This window comes from Gardnerella nova, from assembly GCF_049244055.1.
Taxonomy (GTDB): domain Bacteria; phylum Actinomycetota; class Actinomycetes; order Actinomycetales; family Bifidobacteriaceae; genus Bifidobacterium; species Bifidobacterium vaginale_H.
This window is the reverse complement of the sequence record NZ_CP058369.1, coordinates 1,599,831-1,620,027: the sequence shown is the minus strand read 5'-3', so window position 1 is coordinate 1,620,027 and position 20,197 is coordinate 1,599,831. Positions and strand designations below refer to the sequence as shown.

15 protein-coding genes are annotated in these 20,197 nt (G+C 46.0%); 7 read left to right on the top strand and 8 right to left on the bottom strand.

Annotated elements, in window-relative coordinates; all coding sequences use genetic code 11:
* Positions 1–2 precede the first annotated feature (2 nt).
* From HXT56_RS06390 to argS, 3 genes are all read right to left on the bottom strand, one after another.
* Positions 3–1,283: an ABC transporter substrate-binding protein gene (locus HXT56_RS06390; RefSeq protein WP_004135811.1), complete on the bottom strand. Its 1,281-nt coding sequence runs from the start codon at positions 1,281–1,283 to the stop codon at positions 3–5.
* A 369-nt stretch (positions 1,284–1,652) separates the two neighbouring features.
* Positions 1,653–3,209, bottom strand: coding sequence for a branched-chain amino acid transport system II carrier protein (gene brnQ, locus HXT56_RS06385; protein ID WP_284346610.1), 1,557 nt, complete (start codon positions 3,207–3,209; stop codon positions 1,653–1,655).
* A 261-nt stretch (positions 3,210–3,470) separates the two neighbouring features.
* A complete protein-coding gene (argS, locus tag HXT56_RS06380) occupies positions 3,471–5,267 on the bottom strand; it encodes an arginine--tRNA ligase (protein ID WP_421778070.1) in 1,797 nt (598 codons plus the stop codon).
* A 112-nt stretch (positions 5,268–5,379) separates the two neighbouring features.
* Here argS and relB point away from each other — a divergent pair, with 112 nt between their 5' ends.
* The gene (gene relB, locus HXT56_RS06375; protein ID WP_115794039.1) at positions 5,380–5,616 is read left to right on the top strand and encodes a type II toxin-antitoxin system RelB family antitoxin; all 237 of its coding nucleotides are present in this window, start codon (positions 5,380–5,382) and stop codon (positions 5,614–5,616) included.
* Positions 5,600–5,866, top strand: coding sequence for a type II toxin-antitoxin system RelE family toxin (locus tag HXT56_RS06370; protein WP_012913788.1), 267 nt, complete (start codon positions 5,600–5,602; stop codon positions 5,864–5,866). Before relB ends, HXT56_RS06370 begins: the two co-directional genes overlap by 17 nt.
* A 109-nt stretch (positions 5,867–5,975) precedes the next feature.
* Here the strand turns inward: HXT56_RS06370 and valS are convergent, their stop codons facing one another.
* The 4 genes from valS to HXT56_RS06350 all read right to left on the bottom strand — a co-directional run bounded on the left by valS (position 5,976) and on the right by HXT56_RS06350 (position 11,985).
* Positions 5,976–8,732, bottom strand: coding sequence for a valine--tRNA ligase (gene valS / locus HXT56_RS06365; protein ID WP_421778069.1), 2,757 nt, complete (start codon positions 8,730–8,732; stop codon positions 5,976–5,978).
* Between the two features lie 61 nt (positions 8,733–8,793).
* A complete protein-coding gene (locus HXT56_RS06360; protein WP_349815767.1) occupies positions 8,794–10,281 on the bottom strand; it encodes an ABC transporter substrate-binding protein in 1,488 nt (495 codons plus the stop codon).
* A 194-nt stretch (positions 10,282–10,475) separates the two neighbouring features.
* Positions 10,476–11,159: an endonuclease III gene (gene nth, locus HXT56_RS06355; protein WP_116712201.1), complete on the bottom strand. Its 684-nt coding sequence runs from the start codon at positions 11,157–11,159 to the stop codon at positions 10,476–10,478.
* Between the two features lie 4 nt (positions 11,160–11,163).
* On the bottom strand, positions 11,164–11,985 hold the full coding sequence (locus HXT56_RS06350) for a winged helix-turn-helix transcriptional regulator (RefSeq protein ID WP_250309842.1): 822 nt from the start codon (positions 11,983–11,985) through the stop codon (positions 11,164–11,166).
* Between the two features lie 368 nt (positions 11,986–12,353).
* On the opposite strand from HXT56_RS06350, the gene HXT56_RS06345 reads away from it, so the two are divergent.
* Positions 12,354–13,040, top strand: coding sequence for a beta-carotene 15,15'-monooxygenase (locus HXT56_RS06345; RefSeq protein ID WP_116712290.1), 687 nt, complete (start codon positions 12,354–12,356; stop codon positions 13,038–13,040).
* 126 nt (positions 13,041–13,166) lie between these two features.
* Here HXT56_RS06345 and HXT56_RS06340 read toward each other — a convergent pair whose 3' ends face one another.
* Positions 13,167–13,661: an inorganic diphosphatase gene (locus tag HXT56_RS06340; RefSeq protein ID WP_004105658.1), complete on the bottom strand. Its 495-nt coding sequence runs from the start codon at positions 13,659–13,661 to the stop codon at positions 13,167–13,169.
* Between the two features lie 292 nt (positions 13,662–13,953).
* On the opposite strand from HXT56_RS06340, the gene HXT56_RS06335 reads away from it, so the two are divergent.
* From HXT56_RS06335 to pgl, 4 genes are all read left to right on the top strand, one after another.
* Positions 13,954–16,443, top strand: coding sequence for an acyltransferase family protein (locus tag HXT56_RS06335; protein ID WP_421778068.1), 2,490 nt, complete (start codon positions 13,954–13,956; stop codon positions 16,441–16,443).
* Positions 16,444–16,707: 264 nt separating this feature from the next.
* Positions 16,708–18,300, top strand: a complete 1,593-nt coding sequence (gene zwf / locus HXT56_RS06330) for a glucose-6-phosphate dehydrogenase (RefSeq protein ID WP_421778067.1) — start codon at positions 16,708–16,710, stop codon at positions 18,298–18,300.
* Entirely contained in the window at positions 18,297–19,238 is a 942-nt protein-coding gene (locus HXT56_RS06325) for a glucose-6-phosphate dehydrogenase assembly protein OpcA (protein ID WP_116712198.1), read from the top strand. Before zwf ends, HXT56_RS06325 begins: the two co-directional genes overlap by 4 nt.
* 54 nt (positions 19,239–19,292) lie before the next feature.
* Positions 19,293–20,126: a 6-phosphogluconolactonase gene (pgl, locus tag HXT56_RS06320; protein ID WP_116712197.1), complete on the top strand. Its 834-nt coding sequence runs from the start codon at positions 19,293–19,295 to the stop codon at positions 20,124–20,126.
* Positions 20,127–20,197 lie beyond the last annotated feature (71 nt).

The following is a 20,197-nucleotide window of genomic DNA, read 5'->3' as shown; positions in this document are numbered from 1 at the left end:
GATTACTTACCTTGCGCTATTACGTCGTTGACTGCTTTTTCTGCATTCTTTAATGCAGTATCAACATTTACTTCGCCAGAAAATGCTTTTTCCATTTCCTTTGCGAATGCCAACGAAATCTGTGGATATAGCTTAGTGTTCGGACGAGTATGAGCAGTTGCCATTTGTTCAATGTATGGCAGCAAACGAGGCTCTTTCTTCTCAACCCAGGAACGATACTCTGCGTTGCTAGCTGCACTCTTTGTTGCAGGTAGGAATCCAGTAGACTCGCACCAATCAAGAACCTGTTTATCTTGCAAGAACCAAGTAACAAATTCAGCAGCGGCTTTTACTTTTGCATCATCATTATTAAACAGCATTGCCTGTTCTCCACCAAGGTTGGTAGATGGTTTACCACCTTCAGGGGTTGGCAATGGCGCTGCAGCAAAATCAAACGGCGGGTCAGCAGCCCAAATACCTACCATCCAAGAACCTTCCTGAGCAGAACCGCCTTGGCCTTTTTCAAATTTGCCCCATCCTGCGTATGGGCTCACTCCGCTTTTAATAAGATCCATCCAGAAGTTTGCAGCTTTCTTACCTGCAGGAGTGTTAAATGCTGCAGCAGAGTTATCTTTCTTTAAGAATTCACCACCGGCTTGCCAAAGATTGACTTGGAAGTTCCAAGTAAGAGCCTCACCGCTGTCTCCTGCTTCAGTTGGCAAATCGTAACCTGGAAGACCAGTCTTATCTTTAATCTGCTTGGCCATTTGCTTTAATTCATCCCAAGTTTTTGGTGGCTTATCTGGATCTAAACCAGCCTTCTTAAATACTGTGCGATTGTACATATATGCAAGATTATTGGCTGACATTGGAACGGATACTAAATGACCGTCAATTGAGCCGAAATTCTTTAATGCTGGGTTAATATTGTCAATTACTTCAGGCTTGAGAAGCTTTTTTAAGTCTGCAGATTTGCCAATTTGCGCCATTTGAGGCATCCAAATCAAATCACCTATTGCCATATCAGGCAAAGTATTTGACGTAGCAGATGCGCGTAATTTTGTTAAGAAATCAGCATTAGGAACATTTGTAGTTTTAATCTCAATGTTCTTATGCGAAGCATTAAATGCTTTTACTTTTTTATCGAAAGCATCTGCATTAGCACCATCCCAGTAGTGCCAAACAGAAACGGTTGTTTTACCTTGAGTATTACTTGTAGAGCTTGTGCCGCCACCGCATGCAGTAAGAGACAGCGCAGCAGCGAGCATCATAGAGATTGCTCCAAACTTTTTTAGTTTCAACATCGTTGTTCTTCCTTAGAAATATTTAGAGAAACTTAGGTTCTTGGGCTTACCACCCAATACACCATTTGATATATAGCAACGCCAGACTTCTGCTGCAAACAGCGTCGTTTACTCCTTTCACTCATGAACAACCACTTTTGCTAATGCCTCAGCATCGAGCATTAGGTGCGTGCCTTTTTGTATCTTGCTTTACTGGCTAAGCAAGAATTACTTTAGATTGCACATTATTTTGTTCGTTATTGAAATATACTAAATCGTTCCAATAAATAAGTCAAGTGCGCGTTTTATACAAAAATCGCCATATCTTGTTACGTAAAATACGCATCAAAATATGGCGATTATTATGACGTCTACGCGACTCTACAAAATTTAGGATTGCTCACTAAAATTAGGTTCGTCAGCAGTAGACTTAGCCGATGCAGCGAAGTCAGCAGACTCGTCAAAGTCAGCATCGCTTGAAGAATAATCATCGTCACTAGCAACGCTGCCTTCAAGATCCGGGCCAGCAGCCGCACGAGCCACTTCTTCCATACCTTTGTTGTCAAATAAAACCATGCGAACATAGCCAACAACAAATCCAACAACAGCAGGGCAAACCCAAGCCATTCCAAATTCCGAGAACGGCAACCAGTTTTGAGCAACAATCAACATATCGTTTATATGCAATGCGTTGCGCAAAGCTGTTGGCGAACTATTCAAAAAGTCAAATACAGCTGCAACGCCAGTAAAACCAAGTGTCCAAGCATACACAACTTTGGAATTTCCAAAGAGTCGACCGCACAAAGCCAAAAGAATCAGTACGATTGACAGTGGATACAAGAACATTAATACTGGAACAGCGTATTCGATGATTGCGCTCAAACCAAAGTTTGCAAGGCCAAACGAAACAAGCGTAATCAACACAGCCCAAACACGATAGCTAGGCCCCTTAGGGAATAACTTAGAGAAGGTTTCCGAGCAGCTTACTATTAAGCCAACTGCAGTCTTTAAGCATGCAAGAGTTACAGTTGCAGCAAGCACGAATAAGCCAACGTTTCCAAGATGGTATCGTGCAACTTGCGCCAAAGTTACGCCACCGTTTTCTGCAGGTGGGAACAGAGCGCGGCTACGCACGCCAACAACAACAATCGCAACATAAATCACTGCCATAAGCAAGCAGCTAAAGAAACCAGAGCGAGCAGTATTCACTGCCACATCTTTAGGATCTTTTACACCAAACTGACGAATGGTGCTAACAACCACAATTCCAAATGCCAAGCTAGCTAAAGCATCCATTGTGTTGTAGCCATCTAAGAATCCTGTAAAGAATGACTTATTAACGTAATTTCCCATAGGAGCAGCATCCGCAGAAGCGCCGCTTACAGGAGAAAATAGTGCTGTAAATACCAAAATCGCTAGGAACACAAGGAAGATTGGCGTAAGAACTTTACCAACCCACGTAAGTATTCCGCTTGGCTTCATAGCAAAGAAGAACGCGAGCGCAAAGAACACTACGGAGAACAAGAATAAGTAAAGCTGACCGTTTCCATCTTGCGGAATAACGCGCTCTAATCCAACAGTGTATGAAGTTGTTGCGCAGCGTGGGATTGCAAAGAACGGGCCGATTGTTAAATACAGCACACAAGTGAAGAACATGCCGTACTTTTTGCTAGCTTTGCTTGAAAGCTCAAAAAGACCGTTTGCGCGGCTCATTGCGAGTGCTGTAACGCCAAGCAGTGGCAAGCCAACGCCAGTAACAATAAAACCTAACGCTGCAGGCGCAGAATTAGTGCCTGCATTAGCTCCAAGAAACACAGGGAAAATCAGGTTTCCAGCACCAAAGAACATGCCAAACAACATGACCGCCACGTATGCGGATTCAATAATTGTCAGGTTCCTTTTTTTCGGGGCACTGTCTGTGCTGACACTTTGTGTTGTGACGCTCATGCTTACACCTCCTATATGGTGAAAAATTGTTTAAGCATATTATTCAGCTAAATCTCTGACTCTGTAATTTTGTGGATTTAAAGCGAAAATAATATTAGGGGGTATATTAATAAATCGCATGTACTTAATCGACAAAAATTTGCAATTTCGCGCGTGTCTTCTCATCAAAAATAAGTAGGACGCTGGAATGTTACCAACGTCCTACTTAATCAAAAAAATGCTATATATTTTTGCTATAAATCTTATATAAAATAAGCAAAATCACATCTTTTCCGGAGCAGAAACACCGAGCAAATCAAGGCCTTCTGCAATTACCGTACGCACAGCAGAGTTAAGCTTAAGTCGAGCTGCAGCTCGTGCTGGCTCTGGGCACTTTGCAATGCGAACAGCTTCACGCTCTGCTTCTGGCAAGCGATTTTCTGGGTCACTCAATTCCATCGGCACTACGCGCTCAAGGTTGTACCACTTGTGGTAGCTAGCAGCCAAATCCTCAAGATAATGCGCAACTCTGTGCGGAGCGCGCAAGTCACCAGCTTGTGCCAAAGCTGCAGGCCATTGCGCCAAAGCAGCCAGCACTTCGCCGTCCGCTTCGGTGTTAAGCAAGCTCAAATCAGCGCCATCTTGCGTAATTCCGGCGTCTGCAGCGTTACGAGCCACATTGCAACTGCGCGCGTGAGCATATTGCACGTAGTACACAGGATTATCATTGCTGTGAGAAGCGAGCAAATCCAAATCAATATCAACGCTTGTGTTGTAGTCGGTGCGAGCAAGCGAGTAGCGAGAAGCGTCAACGCCGATTGCATCAACTAAATCGTCAATCGTAATAACATTTCCAGCGCGCTTGCTCATACGCACAGGCTTGCCGTCTTTCATAACGTTTACAAGCTGGCCAATAAGAATCTGCATGTTTTCGCCAGGATTATCTCCAAAAGCAGCGCACATTGCCATCATTCGACCAATGTATCCATGGTGATCTGCACCAAGCATGTAGATTGCTACGTCTGCAGGATTCTGTTCGCGGTGACGCTTGTTGCGATAGTACGCAATATCGGCAGCAAAGTAGGCGTAGTTGCCGTCGGACTTAATAATTACGCGATCTTTGTCGTCGCCATGCTTAGTGGATTCAAACCAAGTTGCGCCATCTTTTTCAAAGATGTCTCCACGCTCACGCAAGTCTGCAATAGCGCGCTCAACTTCGCCATCTTCATACAAGCTGTTTTCGTGGAACCACACGTCAAAACCAACGCGAAAATCGCGCATCGACTTACGAATCTCAGCAAACATCATTGGAACTGCGCGCTTGCGGAATTCTTCGCGCTGCTCGGAATCTCCTTCGCCAAGTGACAAACCTTCCTCGTCTTTTCCAAGATCAATCCTTGGCAAAGAAAGAATATCAATGCCGTCTGCTTGTGCTTCTTTTATAACAGCATCCGCAATTTCGTTAATATACGCGCCTTTGTAGCCGTCTGCAGGAGTTTCTTCGCCGTGAGCTGCAGCAACTAAAGACTTTGCAAAACGGTTGATTTGCTCACCGTGATCGTTGAAGTAGTATTCGCGTACAACTTTTGCGCCATTTGCTTCCAAAACTCGAGCCATGGAATCACCAACTGCAGCCCAGCGAGTGCCACCAATATGAATTGGGCCAGTTGGGTTTGCAGAAACAAACTCAAGATTTAAAGTTTTGCCGCTTAAGTGCGCATTCTTACCAAAATTAGCGCCCTGCTTTAGGACTTCGTCGACAACGGCCGCTGCAGAAGCAGAGTCAAGCGTTATGTTAATAAAACCAGGTCCGGCCACTTCTACTGACGCAATTCCTTCCGCCTCTTGCAAACGCTCAGCAAAAAGTTCCGCCAAATCGTGAGGCTTCATACCAGCCTTTTTTGCAAGCTGCATAGCAACGTTAGTAGCCCAATCGCCGTGAGCGCGATCCTTTGGTCGCATTACAGCAAGTTTTTCGGCTGCAGGAATCAAATCTTCTGTTAAACTGCCTGCTTTACCGTTTGCTACTAAATCTTTAGCAATTTTTTCAATTAATTCACTTAAGCTTTCTGGATTCATGGTTTACAGTCTAGCGTTACCGCGCGATGCTTCGCGATTATAGCGCATTGAATTGCATTATTCTGCATGTAAGGTAATATATGTTTTACATGTTTTACAATGGAGATTAAAAATGGCCGCAACAATTACAGGATTAAGAGTACCCTCTAACGTTTTAGATCGTTATGATCAGCTCGCTAAAACCACTCACCGCACTCGTTCATTTTACATGAATCAAGCACTAGAGGCTCAAATCGATGAACTTGAACATGAATATGGTCTAATGGCAGATATTGAAGCATATAAACGTGGAGAATTAGAAACATCTCCACTCGACGACGTGGTGAAGCGCCTTGATTTGGAAGATTAATTTATCTAAAAGAGCTGAAAAACAGCTAGGGAAAATTGACAAAACAATTGCTAAGCAAATCGTTAAAGAGCTTCGCGAAATTAGCAATCTCGACAATCCTCGAATCAGAGGCAAGGCACTAACTGGTAACTATTCAGGGTTTTGGAGATATAGAGTAAGGGATTACAGAATAATTTGTGCAATTGAAAATAATGTGCTGACTGTTTTTGTTGTGGATATTGATCATCGCAGTAGAATCTACAATAAGTGATTATGCTTAAGTATTTAAATACGCAAAAGCGCTGGAGTCGAAGATTGACTTCCAGCGCTTTTGTTTTGCAATTAATTATTTGAGATTAATTATTTGCTATTACTTGCAACTACTTCTTTTTTGCAGGAGCTTCGCCAAGTTCGCTTTGAGCAACCGAAACGTTTACGTTAGCTGCATCAGAATTTGCATCAGCAGAAGAATCGCCATCAGCAGAATCAGCAGCCTTGACAGCGTTAAGCTTTACTTCTCCGGTAACGCGACCAGCTTCAGCAACGTCATCCAAAGTCTCCTCAACAGCCTTGTAAGCGTTTTCCGCAACGTTCAAAGTCACTTGCAAAATAGGAGTCTTCATAGAAACTTTTGCCTCGGACTTAATCTTGCGCAAAGTAGCCAAAGCTTCACCAGCGTAAGCCAAAGTGTCAGCAGAAACTCCGTTTGCAGCGGCCTCGTAAGCCTTAGCACATGGCCAGCTTGCGCGATGCACAGAACCTTCACCGTCATGCATCCAGCTCCACACTTCTTCCGTAGCGTAAGGCAAATAAGGAGCAAGCAAACGAGCCAAAGCGTCGAGAGCAAGACCAAGCGTTGTGCGAGCAGACTTTACAGCAGCTTCACTTGGAGTGCGTCCAGTGGATTCTGCAGTGCCGTAAGCACGATTCTTTGCAAGCTCAATATAATCGTCGCAGAACTCCCAGAAGAAGGTTTCGATTGCTTCCAAAGCCTTAGAATGCTCGTAAGACTCAAGCGCATCAGTTGCAGTACGAATAACGGATGCAAGCTTTGCCATAACGGAACGATCCAAAACTTCCGTAACGTCTGCAAAATTCCAGTCCGCATTAGCAGGCTCAAGAACCTGATGTTCCTCGTCTTCGCGGCCAATCGCGAGCGCAAACTTCGTAGCATTCAAAAGCTTAATTGCCAAGCGTCGGCCAATTTTCATCTGGCCTTCGTCGTAAGTTGCATCCAAGCCAAGTTTTGCGGAAGTTGCCCAGTAACGCACTGCGTCCGCACCAAACTCTTCGATTGGCTTGTTTGGCACGACCACGTTGCCTTTGGACTTTGACATCTTCTTGTGATCTGGGTCCAAGATCCATCCGGAAAGTGCAGCATGCTTCCAAGGCAAGCAGCCGTTTTCAAGATGTGCACGGTCAACCGTACTAAACAGCCAAGTACGAATAATATCCTGGCCTTGTGGACGCAAATCCATTGGGAAAGTAGCCTTAAACAAAGCCTGATTTTCCTCGCCTGACTCTTCCCAACGAGTCACAATTTGTGGAGTTAAGGAAGATGTGGCCCAAGTATCCATAATGTCTTGCTCAGCTGTAAAGCCGTTTGGCTGGTCGCGCTGAGATTCGTCGAATCCTTCTGGAACGTCAATAGTTGGGTCGATTGGCAAACGGTCTTCGCTAGGTGTCAAAGGATTTGCGTAATCCACTTCCCCATTTTCGTTTACTGGGTACCACAGTGGGAACGGTACGCCAAAGAAGCGCTGGCGAGAAATAAGCCAGTCACCATTCAAACCGTGAACCCAATTCTCGTAACGCACGCGCATAAAGTCTGGGTGGAAGTTAAGTTCCTTGCCGCGCTCAATAAGCTCAGCGTTCAGCTTTTCGTCCGTACCACCATTCTTTAAGTACCACTGACGAGAAGTGACGATTTCCAAAGGCTTGTCGCCTTTTTCGTAGAAGTTCGTCATACGCTTTGTTGGCTTTGGTTCACCATCCATATCTCCAGCTGCTTGCAAAGCCTCAACAACTTCCTTGCGAGCAGAGAACGTGGTTTTACCAGCAATTTTCTCGAACATTTCGCGTCCGGATTCGTCCGTAATCCAATCAGGAGTGGTCATCACGATACGTCCGTTGCGCTGAATAATCGGTCGAGTTGGCAAGCTCAAGTCGCGCCACCACTCAACGTCGGTTACGTCACCAAAAGTGCAGCACATTGCGATGCCGGCACCCTTGTCCATTTGAGCTGCAGGATGAGCCAAAATCGGCACTTTCACCTTAAACAGTGGCGAATAAACTTCCTGCCCGAAGTACTTCTTGTAACGCTCATCGTCTGGGTGAGCAATCAAAGAAGTGCAAGCGGCAAGCAATTCTGGACGCGTAGTTTCAATATAAATTGGCGTACCATCTTCAAAACGGAACGCAATCTTATGATAGAAGCCCGGATATTCGCGAGCTTCAAGCTCAGCTTGCGCAACTGCTGTCTGGAAAGTCACATCCCACAAGCCTGGAGCATCCTTTTGGTAGGCTTCTCCGCGGGCGAGATTGCGAAGGAATGCTTTTTGCGCAACTCGACGAGGCTGCTCACCAATCGTGTGGTAGGTCTGAGACCAATCCACAGAAAGACCAAGCCTACGCCACAACGCTTCAAAAAGCTTCTCATCCTGGGAAGTTAAGCGCTCGCAAAGCTCAATAAAGTTCTGACGGCTTACAGGAACCTGATCTTTTGCTTCAATCTTCTTGCCTTCAGTACCTTCAAAAGGTGGCTTAAAATCAGGGTCATATTTAAGCGAAGTGTCTACGCGCACACCGTAATAATTCTGCACACGACGCTCTGTTGGAAGGCCATTATCGTCCCAACCCATTGGGTAGAACACATCAAAACCCTTCATACGCTTGTAGCGCGCAATAACATCCGTATGCGTGTAAGAGAATACGTGGCCCACGTGCAAGTGGCCACTCACGGTTGGAGGTGGAGTATCAATAGAATATACGGCCTTGCGGTCGCGGGAATTATGGAAAGCGTAAGTCTTGGCTTCTTCCCAATTATTACGCCATTTGTCTTCGAGGCCATCAACGCCAACTTTATTAGGCAGCGGCGTTAAATGAGCATGCTTTACTGTGTTATCCTGTTCACTCATGAACTGAATATTAGAAACTCAGTACGACAACTTATCCCACTGTTACTTCGCAGGCACAAATTTACTTCACTACTATGTCACGCAAAGGCAATAGCTGATCAGTCATATTCTTGGTGTAACCGCTTACGTTAGATTTCACAGCCATCACACTTTTACGAGCATACAACCAGTGAGCTGCAGCTTTATCGCTTACTTCTCGCGCATAAGCACGAGCATTCGCCTCATAATCTTTAATATCCTTCGAGTGAACCGCTTTAGACCAAGCTTGCTGTGACAACTCGTCCTGCAACACAAATTGCGATCCAGCCTCAGCAAAAGTACCTTCATCCAACGTGTGATCAAGCGAAGTAAGCGCTATATCATACTTACCTTCCTTCACGCGCTGACGTAACGCATTTTGATCAAGTTCTTCAAGATGAACTTTAAAACCACTCACTGAGCTGATTTGGTTCGACAATTCGCGCCCAACATCACCCTCTCCTTGCGGAACCAGGAACGTAATATTGCCTAAGTAGCCAGCACTAAAGTAACGGAACAAAGAGCGAGCTTTTGCCGGATCAAACGGGAACATATTAGTTAAGTCTTCATAACCGGGAGAAAGCGGATCAATAGGCCCACTGACAGGAACGCCACCATTAGGATCGGCTTCCAATACGGTTTGCATATTCATAGAGTATCGCGCCGCTCTACGTGCTTGCTTATCGCAGAAAATAGAAGCAATTGTACTATTAAACGCAATCATCCGCACGCGGGTACTCTGTCCTTCTACCATATTTGTGTGAGCAATAGCGGCAAAACGCTTATTTTCCTTACCTTCCAGCGGCACTGCTATTTGTATTTTACCTTGCTCCATCGCTTCTGCCATGGCACTATCTTGGGCAAAATATTGCAAAGTGATGCTCGCGCAAGCAGCAGGAGTCCCCCAATACTTGTCGTTTCTTGCCAAAACTAGCGAATCACCTTTGCGGTAACTACTTACTACGAAAGGACCAGTTCCAAGAGCGTTATTCGCATAATCTACACTAGCTTTGGTGTCATATACGATGCCAGCAGGGCCAGCAAGACGCCTAAGCAGCAAAACATTTGGCATTTTCAGCGTAATAACCAAGGTGTGATCGTCAGGATTAGTGACAGTTTTAATATCCGTCAACGCAGCGTAACCGACGTAACCTTGGGTAATGCCTTGCTTTAACGATTGAAGAACGGATTGCGAATCCATAACGTCACCATTAGAAAAACGCACGCCTTGACGCAAGTTGAAACGATAAGTGAGACCATCTTTTGAAATCTCCCAAGACTTTGCTAATCCAGGTTGCAAAGAATTGTCATCCCCGCGTCTTACTAAAGTCTCATACACGTTGTCTAAAAGAGCCTGCTGCGCTGCGTCGCTGTCGTGAGTTCGCATATCAAGAGTTTCAGGAGCAGTGCGCAAACCGACAGTTAACGTGGAGTTTCCTGCAGGACGCGCAATAGCGTCGATTGGCGAGTGCCCTTGATATAACTGCCAACCGCACCACAAAATCACTACCATTACTACGGAAACAACCATAAAAACAACCCACGGAATCCAGCCTGCGCTGGCACGACGATGAGATGCCCCATAAGCGTTATACGCATACTTTCCTGTTCTTGACATAATTTACAGTTTATATCAACACCTGCATTGACAACCAACACACGCTTGGACACACTTTTGTGCGCACACTTACACGCTTACACATTTACACACTTACACGCTTGTATTCAGGAAGCTGCGTACGGACACGTGGCTCGCAATGGACATAACGCACACTTAGGGTTTTTAGCAGTGCACACAGTTCTTCCGTGCGCAATGAGTCGGTGCGAGAGATTAGTCCATTCATTCGGCGGAAAGTAAGCAGTTATTTCGCGTTCAATAGCTGTAGGATCGGGCTTAATCTGAGTATTCTGGCGTTTATGGCAACTGCTGCCATGGTCATACCAACCAAGACGGCCAGTTACACGCATTACGTGAGTATCAACCGGAAATCCCGGAAGCCCAAACGCATTTCCTCGCACAACGTTCGCAGTTTTGCGTCCTACCCCCGGTAGCGACGTTAAATCTTCCATACTTGATGGGACTACACCGTGAAAATTACTTTCCAAACGTGCCGACAACGCAATAATATGCTGCGCTTTTACCCGATAAAAACCAAGTGTCCGGATAATAGATTCGACTTGCGCAAGTGAAGCTTGAGCAAGTGCACGCGAATTTGGGAAGGTAGCGAAAAGCTCTGGAGTCACCATATTCACGCGCTTATCAGTTGTTTGCGCGCTTAAGACAGTCGCAATAAGAAGTTCAAAAGGATTAGAAAAATGAAGAGCACACTGTGGAGAGGGAATTTCTTCACAAAGTAACGCATACTCCGCGTGAATACGCGCAAGCTTCGCTTTTTTCGATTCTCGCATATCACTAGTTCTGACTAGTTTTCTGACTTGTTGAATTGTCAGCAGCAGAAACGGCATCTTCTGAAGATTCATCTACTAAATCGTCAGGATCTTCCTCAATCGCACTGTTACCTTCGGATTCGGACGGATCAAAACGATAGCCAACATTGCGAACCGTACCAATCAGCTGCTCATACTCAACGCCAAGCTTCGCACGAAGACGTCGAATATGCACATCAACCGTACGCGTACCACCGTAGTAATCGTATCCCCACACTTCTTGCAAAAGATGCGCACGCGTAAATACTCGACGCGGATGTTGCACAAAATATTTCAGCAGCTCAAATTCTTTATAAGCCAAATCAACAGGGTGCCCATGCAAACTCACCGTGTAACTACGCATATCAACAACGAGATCACCGGAACGCATAGTGCCATTGTCAACAACCGCGGAATCCCCCACTGTCATACCTGTAGATTGAGAAACAACACCGTCCACATCACTATGCTGAGCAGCTAAACGTAAGCGACCCTCTACTTCCGCTGGAGAAGCACTGGTAAGCACGACGTCCATAATATTCCACGATGCGTTCACAACGGTAAAACCGCCCTCTGTAAGCACCAATATCACGGGAACAGTAATATTTGCCGAACGCAAAGACGCGCACAATGACTTTGCTAAAGCTAAATCCTCACGCGCGTCGAGTAAAAGAATAGTTTGCGCAGGAAGTTTAGTAAAACTTGAAACGTCCATATCTAACACACGCACACGGTGAGAAAGCAAAGTGAGAGAAGGCAAAACAGAGGCAGGGGAAGCGCAAGAAGTCATCAATGTAATATCGGTCATAGATGCCTCCAGCCAGCAAGTGTAAGTTTGCCATGTAAGTTTGCAGTACAAAATCACGCCTTTACAGGCATTGTAAACCATGCTTACGAAGAATGACCATTCCCACGTGTAAATACAGGTGTCATTACTAAAACGACATAGTGCAGGTTGTAGACTACATTAGTAATAAGGGATTGAGTATACGCGCGCCGCACACTGCTTGTGAGCCGTTGCGAATACTTACATTACAGTAGCCAATTTACTAGCACTCAGGAGCGAGTATGAGCAACGAAACCGAAACACACGGTAGCTACGGCAGCACAAACAGCCAAACAACTCCCCTCAACACAACGGCTCAAGCTCGCATACCTACCACGCACCTGCTTATTATGGCAGCGAGCCAAATATTTTCAGTATTATTCCTCGCCGCAGCCGCCGCACTTCCTATAGCGACGGCGAAACTGACGCTTGTTTTGTGCATGATAATACTGCTCACATTCCTTGCTTTTTGGCCTTTGCACGGCACTATTATTGACCGCGCCATTGCTTTATGTGCAGGTATTGCTTCCGCGTGGTGCGCTACGCTCGCGCTAAAAGGCTGGCTGCCACAAAGCGTTATTATTGACGATGAAACTGTGTCGATGAGTAAATTTATTGCAGCAATCCACCCTTACGAACGCTGGGCAGTATCGTTTGCGCTTATTCTTGTAGCAGCAACATTCGTGACTTTTATACGACAAATGCTTCGCGAACACCGCACTAATGTAGTGCGTAATCTTTCTCACACGTTAACCGCAAGTATTGCTTGCGCTTCTCTTCCTGGCTGGCTGTTTTTGCCTTCGATTATTCGATTTATGCCATCGTTGCGCAATATTGATGGCGGGTTGCTTGTGGCAGCGCTGTGTACGGTAATGGTTATTGCGTTAGCTGGATTATCGTATGTGTGGGTTCGCAATAATAGTAACGAATATTACAAAAGAAGTGCCGTACGCGACGCTGCTATTGCGCTGCTGCCGATAATGTTTTCCGGCATGTTGATTTACATTGCTGGAATTGGCATGTTGGTAGCTGCATAAATAAAAGCGTACTAAACGACATAAGCGTCAGATACGCAAAAAGTCGAGAATATAACAAGCGCCGGAAACGCGAATAGTGCTTCCGACGCTTGTTTTATGTCTGATTGTTTTAATTAAAAACGAAACTTACTTTTCGCTTTCTTCCAAACGCTTGCGAGCTGCAACGATTTCCTTCTCTGCCTGCTCAACGCCAGCCCAGAAGTCGCCAGGAAGCACTTCCTTACCTGGTTCCAAAGCCTTGTACTGCTCAAAGAAATGCTTGATTTCTGCTTTGTGATACTCGTTAACGTCATCAATATCCTTGATGTCGTCGAAACGAACGTCAGCTGGAACGCAAAGAACCTTATCGTCACCGCCGGCTTCATCAACCATGTGATAAAGGCCAACAGCGCGGCATTCAACTACGCAGCCTGGGAACACAGAATTTGGAATCATGACGAGAGCGTCAAGCGGGTCGCCATCTTCGCCCAAAGTGCCATCAATATAGCCGTAATCGTCTGGATAACCCATTGCGGTGAAAAGGGTACGATCCAAGAAGACGCGACCGGTTTCGTGATCCACTTCATACTTATTCTTAGAACCGCGTGGAATCTCAACCACAACATTAAAAGTTTCTGCCATTTTGGCTCCTTTATAACAAGTCATAAACTGTTCTTTCTCACTCTACCGCGCACCAACGAACGGCGAAAATACGGTACGCCTACGCAACAAAGAAAAACAATAATAAAAGCCGTAAAATTCACAAAAATACCACAAAAATACCACAAAAAACCTCACATTTTTTGGGCATATTTAGCATTATTTTTAGACACGCTTTAAGGGGCAACGGTGTCTCAAGACGCAGTTATCATAACTCTGTTTTACACACAATATGCCGTACATATATCGGCATAGTTGATGAAGTGCAGGCACGATGACAAGAAAGAAAAGCATGACCACTTCCGCTGTCTCACCGGTCGAACAAACCATAGTCAGCAGTAAAGCAACGGCGGGTAATGCTAGTGATAAACAAGTTTATGAAGGGCTCGTGTCAGCAAACAATACTTCACCAACAAAAGTTGATACGCAACAACAATACTCAAGTTCAGCAAACGCAGCAAAACGCAATCCAGCTATAGATGGTTTGCGAGCCTTAGCAATTATCGGCATAGTCTGCTTCCACATGCGCCCAAGTTTGCTGCCAGGCGGTTTCCTAGGAGTAACACTGTTCCTCGTGCTTTCTGGCTATTTTTGCACTGCTTCAGTATTGAAATATATCGCTGCTCGAAAAAACACAACACATCCGGATAACACCAGTAACACCAGTAAAATTCGACACTACTGGCAATACCTATGGCATAGAATTAAACGAATCTGGCCTCCAACAATTGGGGTTATTGCGATAACAGCACCAATAATGTGGCTTTGTTCGCCGAGCCTGCTGCCAAAACTACAAGCCGACGCGCTTCCCGGCGCAGGATTTTTCAGCAATATCACGTACGTTGTGCGTAAGCTTTCTTACTTTGAGCAATCGGGATTGCCTTCACCTATTAAACACTTGTGGTATTTAGGCTTGGTAATGCAAGCTTTTATCGTGTGGCCGCTCATTCTTACGGCCCTCGTTACAGCAGTGCGGAAACCCGCACTCCGCATGTACATTACCGCAGGATTAGTGGTACTTTCTGCAGCACTCACCTTTGCTTTTGCTTATGCTTCCGGAAACTACGAAACACCAGCACGCGTGTACTACTCGCTCGATACTCGAGCATCAGAATTTTTGCTGGGCGCTATGCTAGCAATGTATAACGCGTGGTTTAGTAAGCATTCGCTTCATATCTGGATTGTTCGCGTAGTCAATTGGTTGCGCGGCAACAAACACGTGATAGTCACCTTGAGTAGCACGCAAGATGGTATCACTAAAGATGATTCACACAACGTTGCCCAAGAGAATACCTCTCGCAACGTTAGCAACTCGTCTGAAATCTTAGGCGCGGATGGAATGCACTCACACGAAGACGATGGTATTCCTGAAGATTTACGCGCAGGCTTGCAAATCGACCTTTCGGAAGATAACGATACCTTCGACACGACTTCAACAGCGTCTTCGGCACAATCTTCATCGCAACGAGTAACTAATTCAACTGACATAAGCGAGCTTCCCGACGACGTATTCAAGAAGCCAAAAAATGTAGTCTGCACTCCACTTACTTCGTGGCAACATTCCGCAATCGGAGCTGCTTGTGCCGTAGTATTGTGCTGCTGTTTTATTTACGCCGACGGCGCTTCACCACTACTAGTTTTCGGCGGGTACACTCTCACGGCAGTATTCTGCACGTTATTGTTGTGGTCATGTATCAGCGGCACCAACATTTGCGCACGCATATTTTCCTGGGCGCCACTAGCGTACCTTGGTCGCCGATCCTTCTCGATCTACCTGGTGCACTTCCCACTGCTGGAATTGTGCAACCCTGCAACTCGCACGACCTCAGCTTCCTTCTGGGAACAGCTACTTCAAGCTCTAGCAATAGTAGTAATCGCAGAATGTTTCTACCAAATATTCGAAAAACAAGTGACCGGTAATCGTCTGCTCGCCACGATTCATTATGTTGCTATAACGCTATGCTTTATTGTTACGCTAGCGATTGTGTCACTCCCAGTAAGCTGGCAAGCAATCGCGCAGCAACGAGCAGTGCAACTTCGCCCAGAATTAACTGTTGCGGATACACAACAAAATGCGAAGCAAAAAACCGATCAGCCACAACATGCAAAAGATGCCAGCGGCGACAACACTTCAACAAAGTATCATCGCACACTGCGGGGCCTGCATAAAAACGTTGCAAAACAAGCCCTCCCTCCAACGCCATCGCGATACCGCGTACTGTTCCCTATTGCGGAAAAAGTACCAAACAATCTGAAAACTTCTCACACGCGTATCGATCAACGCACTGGTACATGCTCAGTAAATCTCACCATGGTTGGTGATTCCATTACAGAAGGCGCAAAACCGTACTTAATGCAGGCAATGCCTAACGCCTATATTGACGGCAAAGTAAGTCGGCAAATTTTCCATGGAGCTGACGAATACGAGCAAGATATTTCGGGCAAACATGCCGGAGATATTGTTATTTACGCTTTGGGAACTAATGGCCCACCGCGAGACGATAGCGTACTTCAACACATGGTTGACGTCGCCAAAGGCAAGCCGGTCTACTTTGTTACCACTCGCGTTCCGCAGCCATGGCAAGACACTACCAACGAAAGATTACGCAACTTTGCAGCAACACACCCTAACGTTGGCATAATTAACTGGCATGGTTTGAGCGAAGGTCACTCCGAATATTTGACGGATGACGGCGTTCATTTAACACCAGTTGGCGGCCCACAGTACGCTAAAATGATTCGTCTTGCCGTTTGTGGAGGCTGAAACTAGCGCAATAAACTAGCGCAATAAGCGAAAGTTTTATTACAACTTTGCGGGATTATTGTATAGAATATAAGCTTACTTTGCGGGCTTACTTTATAGGCTTACTTTATAGGCTTACTTTATAGGCTTACTTTATAGGCTTACTTTATAGGCTTACTTTATAGGCTTACTTTGCAGTTGTTACAAGAAAAGCCTATAACAAAAATGCAAGAAAAATGACGACTCGAGTGTGAAAAATAGTAACCGAACATTACGATAGTATGTATGACTGAGTTGAGGAACCCATGTGATTATTGCGGCAACAACCGTGGTATAGGCGACACAAACCAAATATGGCATAACCCATTACGAGACCCCAGAGATTTACGTTTAGCTCGTATTGCAGGCCCGTGCAGCCTGGTAATTTTCGGCATTACAGGCGATTTGGCAAGGAAAAAACTCATGCCTGCCGTATACGATTTAGCAAATCGAGGGCTACTTCCCCCAGGATTCGGTTTGACTGGCTTCGCAAGACGAGACTGGACCGATGAGCATTTCGTTAATTTTGTGCGTGAAAACATTCAGGAGCATTGTCGCACACCATTTCGCGAGTCAACATGGACGAACCTCGCCAAAGGTATCCGTTTCGTACGCGGAACTTTCGACGATTCTGCTGCCTTTGAACGTTTAAGTAATACAGTAAATGAGCTGGATCGAGACCGTGGAACTCGCGGAAACCACGCATTTTACATGTCTATTCCGCCTTCGAGTTTCCCTGTAGTTGCTAAACAACTAGCAGCTTCCGGCCTTTCGCACTCTTCCGAACACGCGTGGCGTCGCGTAATTATCGAAAAGCCTTTTGGTCACGATTTAGCGAGCGCGCGCGAATTAGACCGGGTTGTTTCGGAAGTTTTCGATCCTAATTCCGTATTCCGAATTGATCATTACTTAGGCAAGGAAACAGTGCAAAATCTGCTTGCTTTCCGCTTTGCTAACGCCATGTACGAGCCGATTTGGAATGCGAATTATGTTGATCACGTGCAAATTACCATGGCGGAAGACATCGGCATTGGCGGACGCGCAGGTTATTACGACGGCATCGGCGCCGCTAGAGACGTGATTCAGAACCATTTGCTTCAGCTTATGGCGCTCACTGCTATGGAAGAACCTGTAAGCTTCCGTGCCAGCGATTTAACTGCAGAAAAAACGAAAGTTTTATCTGCTATCCGCTTGCCTCACGATTTAGCGGCTAATACTGCTCGCGGACAGTACGCAGCCGGTTGGCAAGGATCGTATAAAGCAGTTGGTTACTTGGAAGAGCAGGGAATCAATCCTGAAAGCACTACAGAAACGTATGCTGCAGTGCGATTAGACGTTGACACTCGCCGTTGGGCCGGAGTGCCGTTCTACTTGCGTACTGGCAAACGTTTAGGCAAGCGCGTTACGGAAATTGCCGTTATTTTTAAGCGCGCTCCACACTTGCCGTTTGAATCGACTGCGGTTCGAGAGCTTGGTAGCAATGCGATTGTGATTCGTGTGCAGCCTGACGAGGGTGTTACTATGCGTTTCGGCGCAAAAGTTCCTGGTGGAACTGCTATGGAAGTTCGCGACGTATCAATGGACTTTAGTTACGGACGTTCCTTTACTGAAAGTTCCCCTGAAGCTTACGAACGTTTAATTCTTGACGTACTTCTTGGTGAGCCTCCGTTGTTCCCAACTACTGAAGAAGTCGATTTAAGTTGGAAAATTCTCGATCCTATTGAAGATTTCTGGAGCACACTCGGCACTAAGCCGCAGCCGTACCGCGCTGGAACTTGGGGCCCTAAGGAAGCAGACGACATGCTTGCTCGCAATAACCGCCATTGGAGGCTGCCATGATTATCAACCTTCCTGATACCAACACAAGTAAGATTGCGGCTAAAATCGACGAATTGCACGAAGAACGCGGAGAATCTGCAACTGGCCGTGTACTTACGTTACTTATCGACACAACTCTTCAAGAACTAGAGCACGCGCTTGAAGCTGCGAATGCTGCCAGCCGCGAACATCCTTGCCGCGTAATTGCTATGGTTCGCGATTGGTCTAGTGAGCATGCTGCCGAGCGTGGAGAAATTGTGCCAAATCTTGATGCTCAAGTGCGTTTTGGTGCGGATGCTGGAGCTGGCGAGATTATTATTTTGTACCCGCATAACGGTTTAGTTCGTCACCCGGATACGCTTGTTATTCCGCTACTTGTGCCAGATGCGCCGATTGTTGCGTGGTGGCCGACGAACGCTCCGGAAGATCCTGCTCACGATTTGCTTGGAGCGATGGCAAGCAGTCGAATTACCGACGCCCAGCGCGCTGACGATACGCTTAAAACTGTTCAAAACTTACGCAAAAACTGGTCTCCGCAAGACGCAGACTTATCTTGGACTCGCCTTACTCCGTGGCGAGCACTGTTGGCTTCTATGCTCGACCAGCCGCCACATTTGCCAATCACGAGCGCGAAAGTTGTTGGCCCCGCTCACTATGTTTCTTTGCATTTGCTTGCGGCTTGGCTCAAGAGTAGTTTGCGCGTACCGGTTGAAATAGTTGAAAATCCTGATGCTCAAGCTATTACTTCCGTAACTTTAGAGCGCGAGGATGGTACGTTGTCGCTTACTCGCCCTGCTGGAGGAGATCAAGCTTTGATTAGTCTTCCTGGTCAGACCGCTCAGCCTATTGCGCTTCCTATACGAACTTTGGATGATTGCCTAAGCGAGGAATTGCGACGCATTGATCCTGACGAAATTTATGCGCAGCTGGTGCGAGATAACCCTGCAGAAAATGCGTGAATCATTACGTGAAACAACGCGTGAAACATTTTTAATGGCATAAAAGGAATAACTATGGCGGATAATGAAGTTACTTTTGCACACAACGCAAGCGTTTACGGCTACAATAATCCCGATGTGCTTTCAGCCGTTGCAGCTCAACGCTTGGCAATTCTTATTATGGAGTCACAAGCTAATGTGCAAAATCTCGACAAACCATTCCATTTACTTATTACTGGCGGCACGGATTCAATTCGCATGTTCCAAATGCTTGCTAGCAACCCACTTTTGACTGTGATTGATTGGGATTTAGTGCATATTTGGTGGGCAGATGAGCGTTTTGTAGCTTATGATAGCGAGGATCGTAACGCACGCAAAACTCGCGAAGCGCTGCTCGACTTACTTACTTCTCACAAAGCTTTGGCAGAATCTCATATTCACGAGATGCCTGCAGATGAGCGTAGTGCGGAGGAAATTGCAGCGGCCAGCGACGCTAAAAATGACGCTATTTTGGATGCTGCAGCGCGCGACTATGAGGAAGAAATCGTAGGATTGCTTGGCAAAGAGCCAGTATTTGATTTGGCAATTCTTGGCATGGGCCCGGATGCACACATGGCTTCGCTTTTCCCAGGATTACCGCATGTCAACAATCGCGAGCGCATTGTTGTTGGCGTAAACCACTCCCCTAAACTTCCTCCAATGCGATTGTCACTTACAGTTCCCGTGCTAGCTCACAGCAGTCGCACCTGGTTCTTGACTGCCGGCGCAGAAAAGGGCGCTGCTTTAATGAATTCACTTTCGGGAGCTAACAATCCTGAATATCCTGCGTCTTTTGCAAACGGAACTGACGAAATCTCTTGGCTAACCACCGCAGGCACATTGCAAGCTGCTATTGAGTGTATTGACTAGATTTCGCGAAATGCACATTAATTCAGCACAATAAAATACAGGCTTCTGCATAACAAATACAGAAGCCTGTT

Coding starts and splice junctions, on each gene's coding strand:
- HXT56_RS06390 (WP_004135811.1), bottom strand. CDS start 1,283: ATGTTGAAACTAAAAAAGTTTGGAGCAATCTCTATGATGCTCGCTGCT.
- brnQ (WP_284346610.1), bottom strand. CDS start 3,209: ATGAGCGTCACAACACAAAGTGTCAGCACAGACAGTGCCCCGAAAAAA.
- argS (WP_421778070.1), bottom strand. CDS start 5,267: ATGAATCCAGAAAGCTTAAGTGAATTAATTGAAAAAATTGCTAAAGAT.
- relB (WP_115794039.1), top strand. CDS start 5,380: ATGGCCGCAACAATTACAGGATTAAGAGTACCCTCTAACGTTTTAGAT.
- valS (WP_421778069.1), bottom strand. CDS start 8,732: ATGAGTGAACAGGATAACACAGTAAAGCATGCTCATTTAACGCCGCTG.
- HXT56_RS06360 (WP_349815767.1), bottom strand. CDS start 10,281: ATGGTTGTTTCCGTAGTAATGGTAGTGATTTTGTGGTGCGGTTGGCAG.
- nth (WP_116712201.1), bottom strand. CDS start 11,159: ATGCGAGAATCGAAAAAAGCGAAGCTTGCGCGTATTCACGCGGAGTAT.
- HXT56_RS06350 (WP_250309842.1), bottom strand. CDS start 11,985: ATGACCGATATTACATTGATGACTTCTTGCGCTTCCCCTGCCTCTGTT.
- HXT56_RS06345 (WP_116712290.1), top strand. CDS start 12,354: ATGGCAGCGAGCCAAATATTTTCAGTATTATTCCTCGCCGCAGCCGCC.
- HXT56_RS06340 (WP_004105658.1), bottom strand. CDS start 13,661: ATGGCAGAAACTTTTAATGTTGTGGTTGAGATTCCACGCGGTTCTAAG.
- HXT56_RS06335 (WP_421778068.1), top strand. CDS start 13,954: ATGACAAGAAAGAAAAGCATGACCACTTCCGCTGTCTCACCGGTCGAA.
- zwf (WP_421778067.1), top strand. CDS start 16,708: ATGACTGAGTTGAGGAACCCATGTGATTATTGCGGCAACAACCGTGGT.
- HXT56_RS06325 (WP_116712198.1), top strand. CDS start 18,297: ATGATTATCAACCTTCCTGATACCAACACAAGTAAGATTGCGGCTAAA.
- pgl (WP_116712197.1), top strand. CDS start 19,293: ATGGCGGATAATGAAGTTACTTTTGCACACAACGCAAGCGTTTACGGC.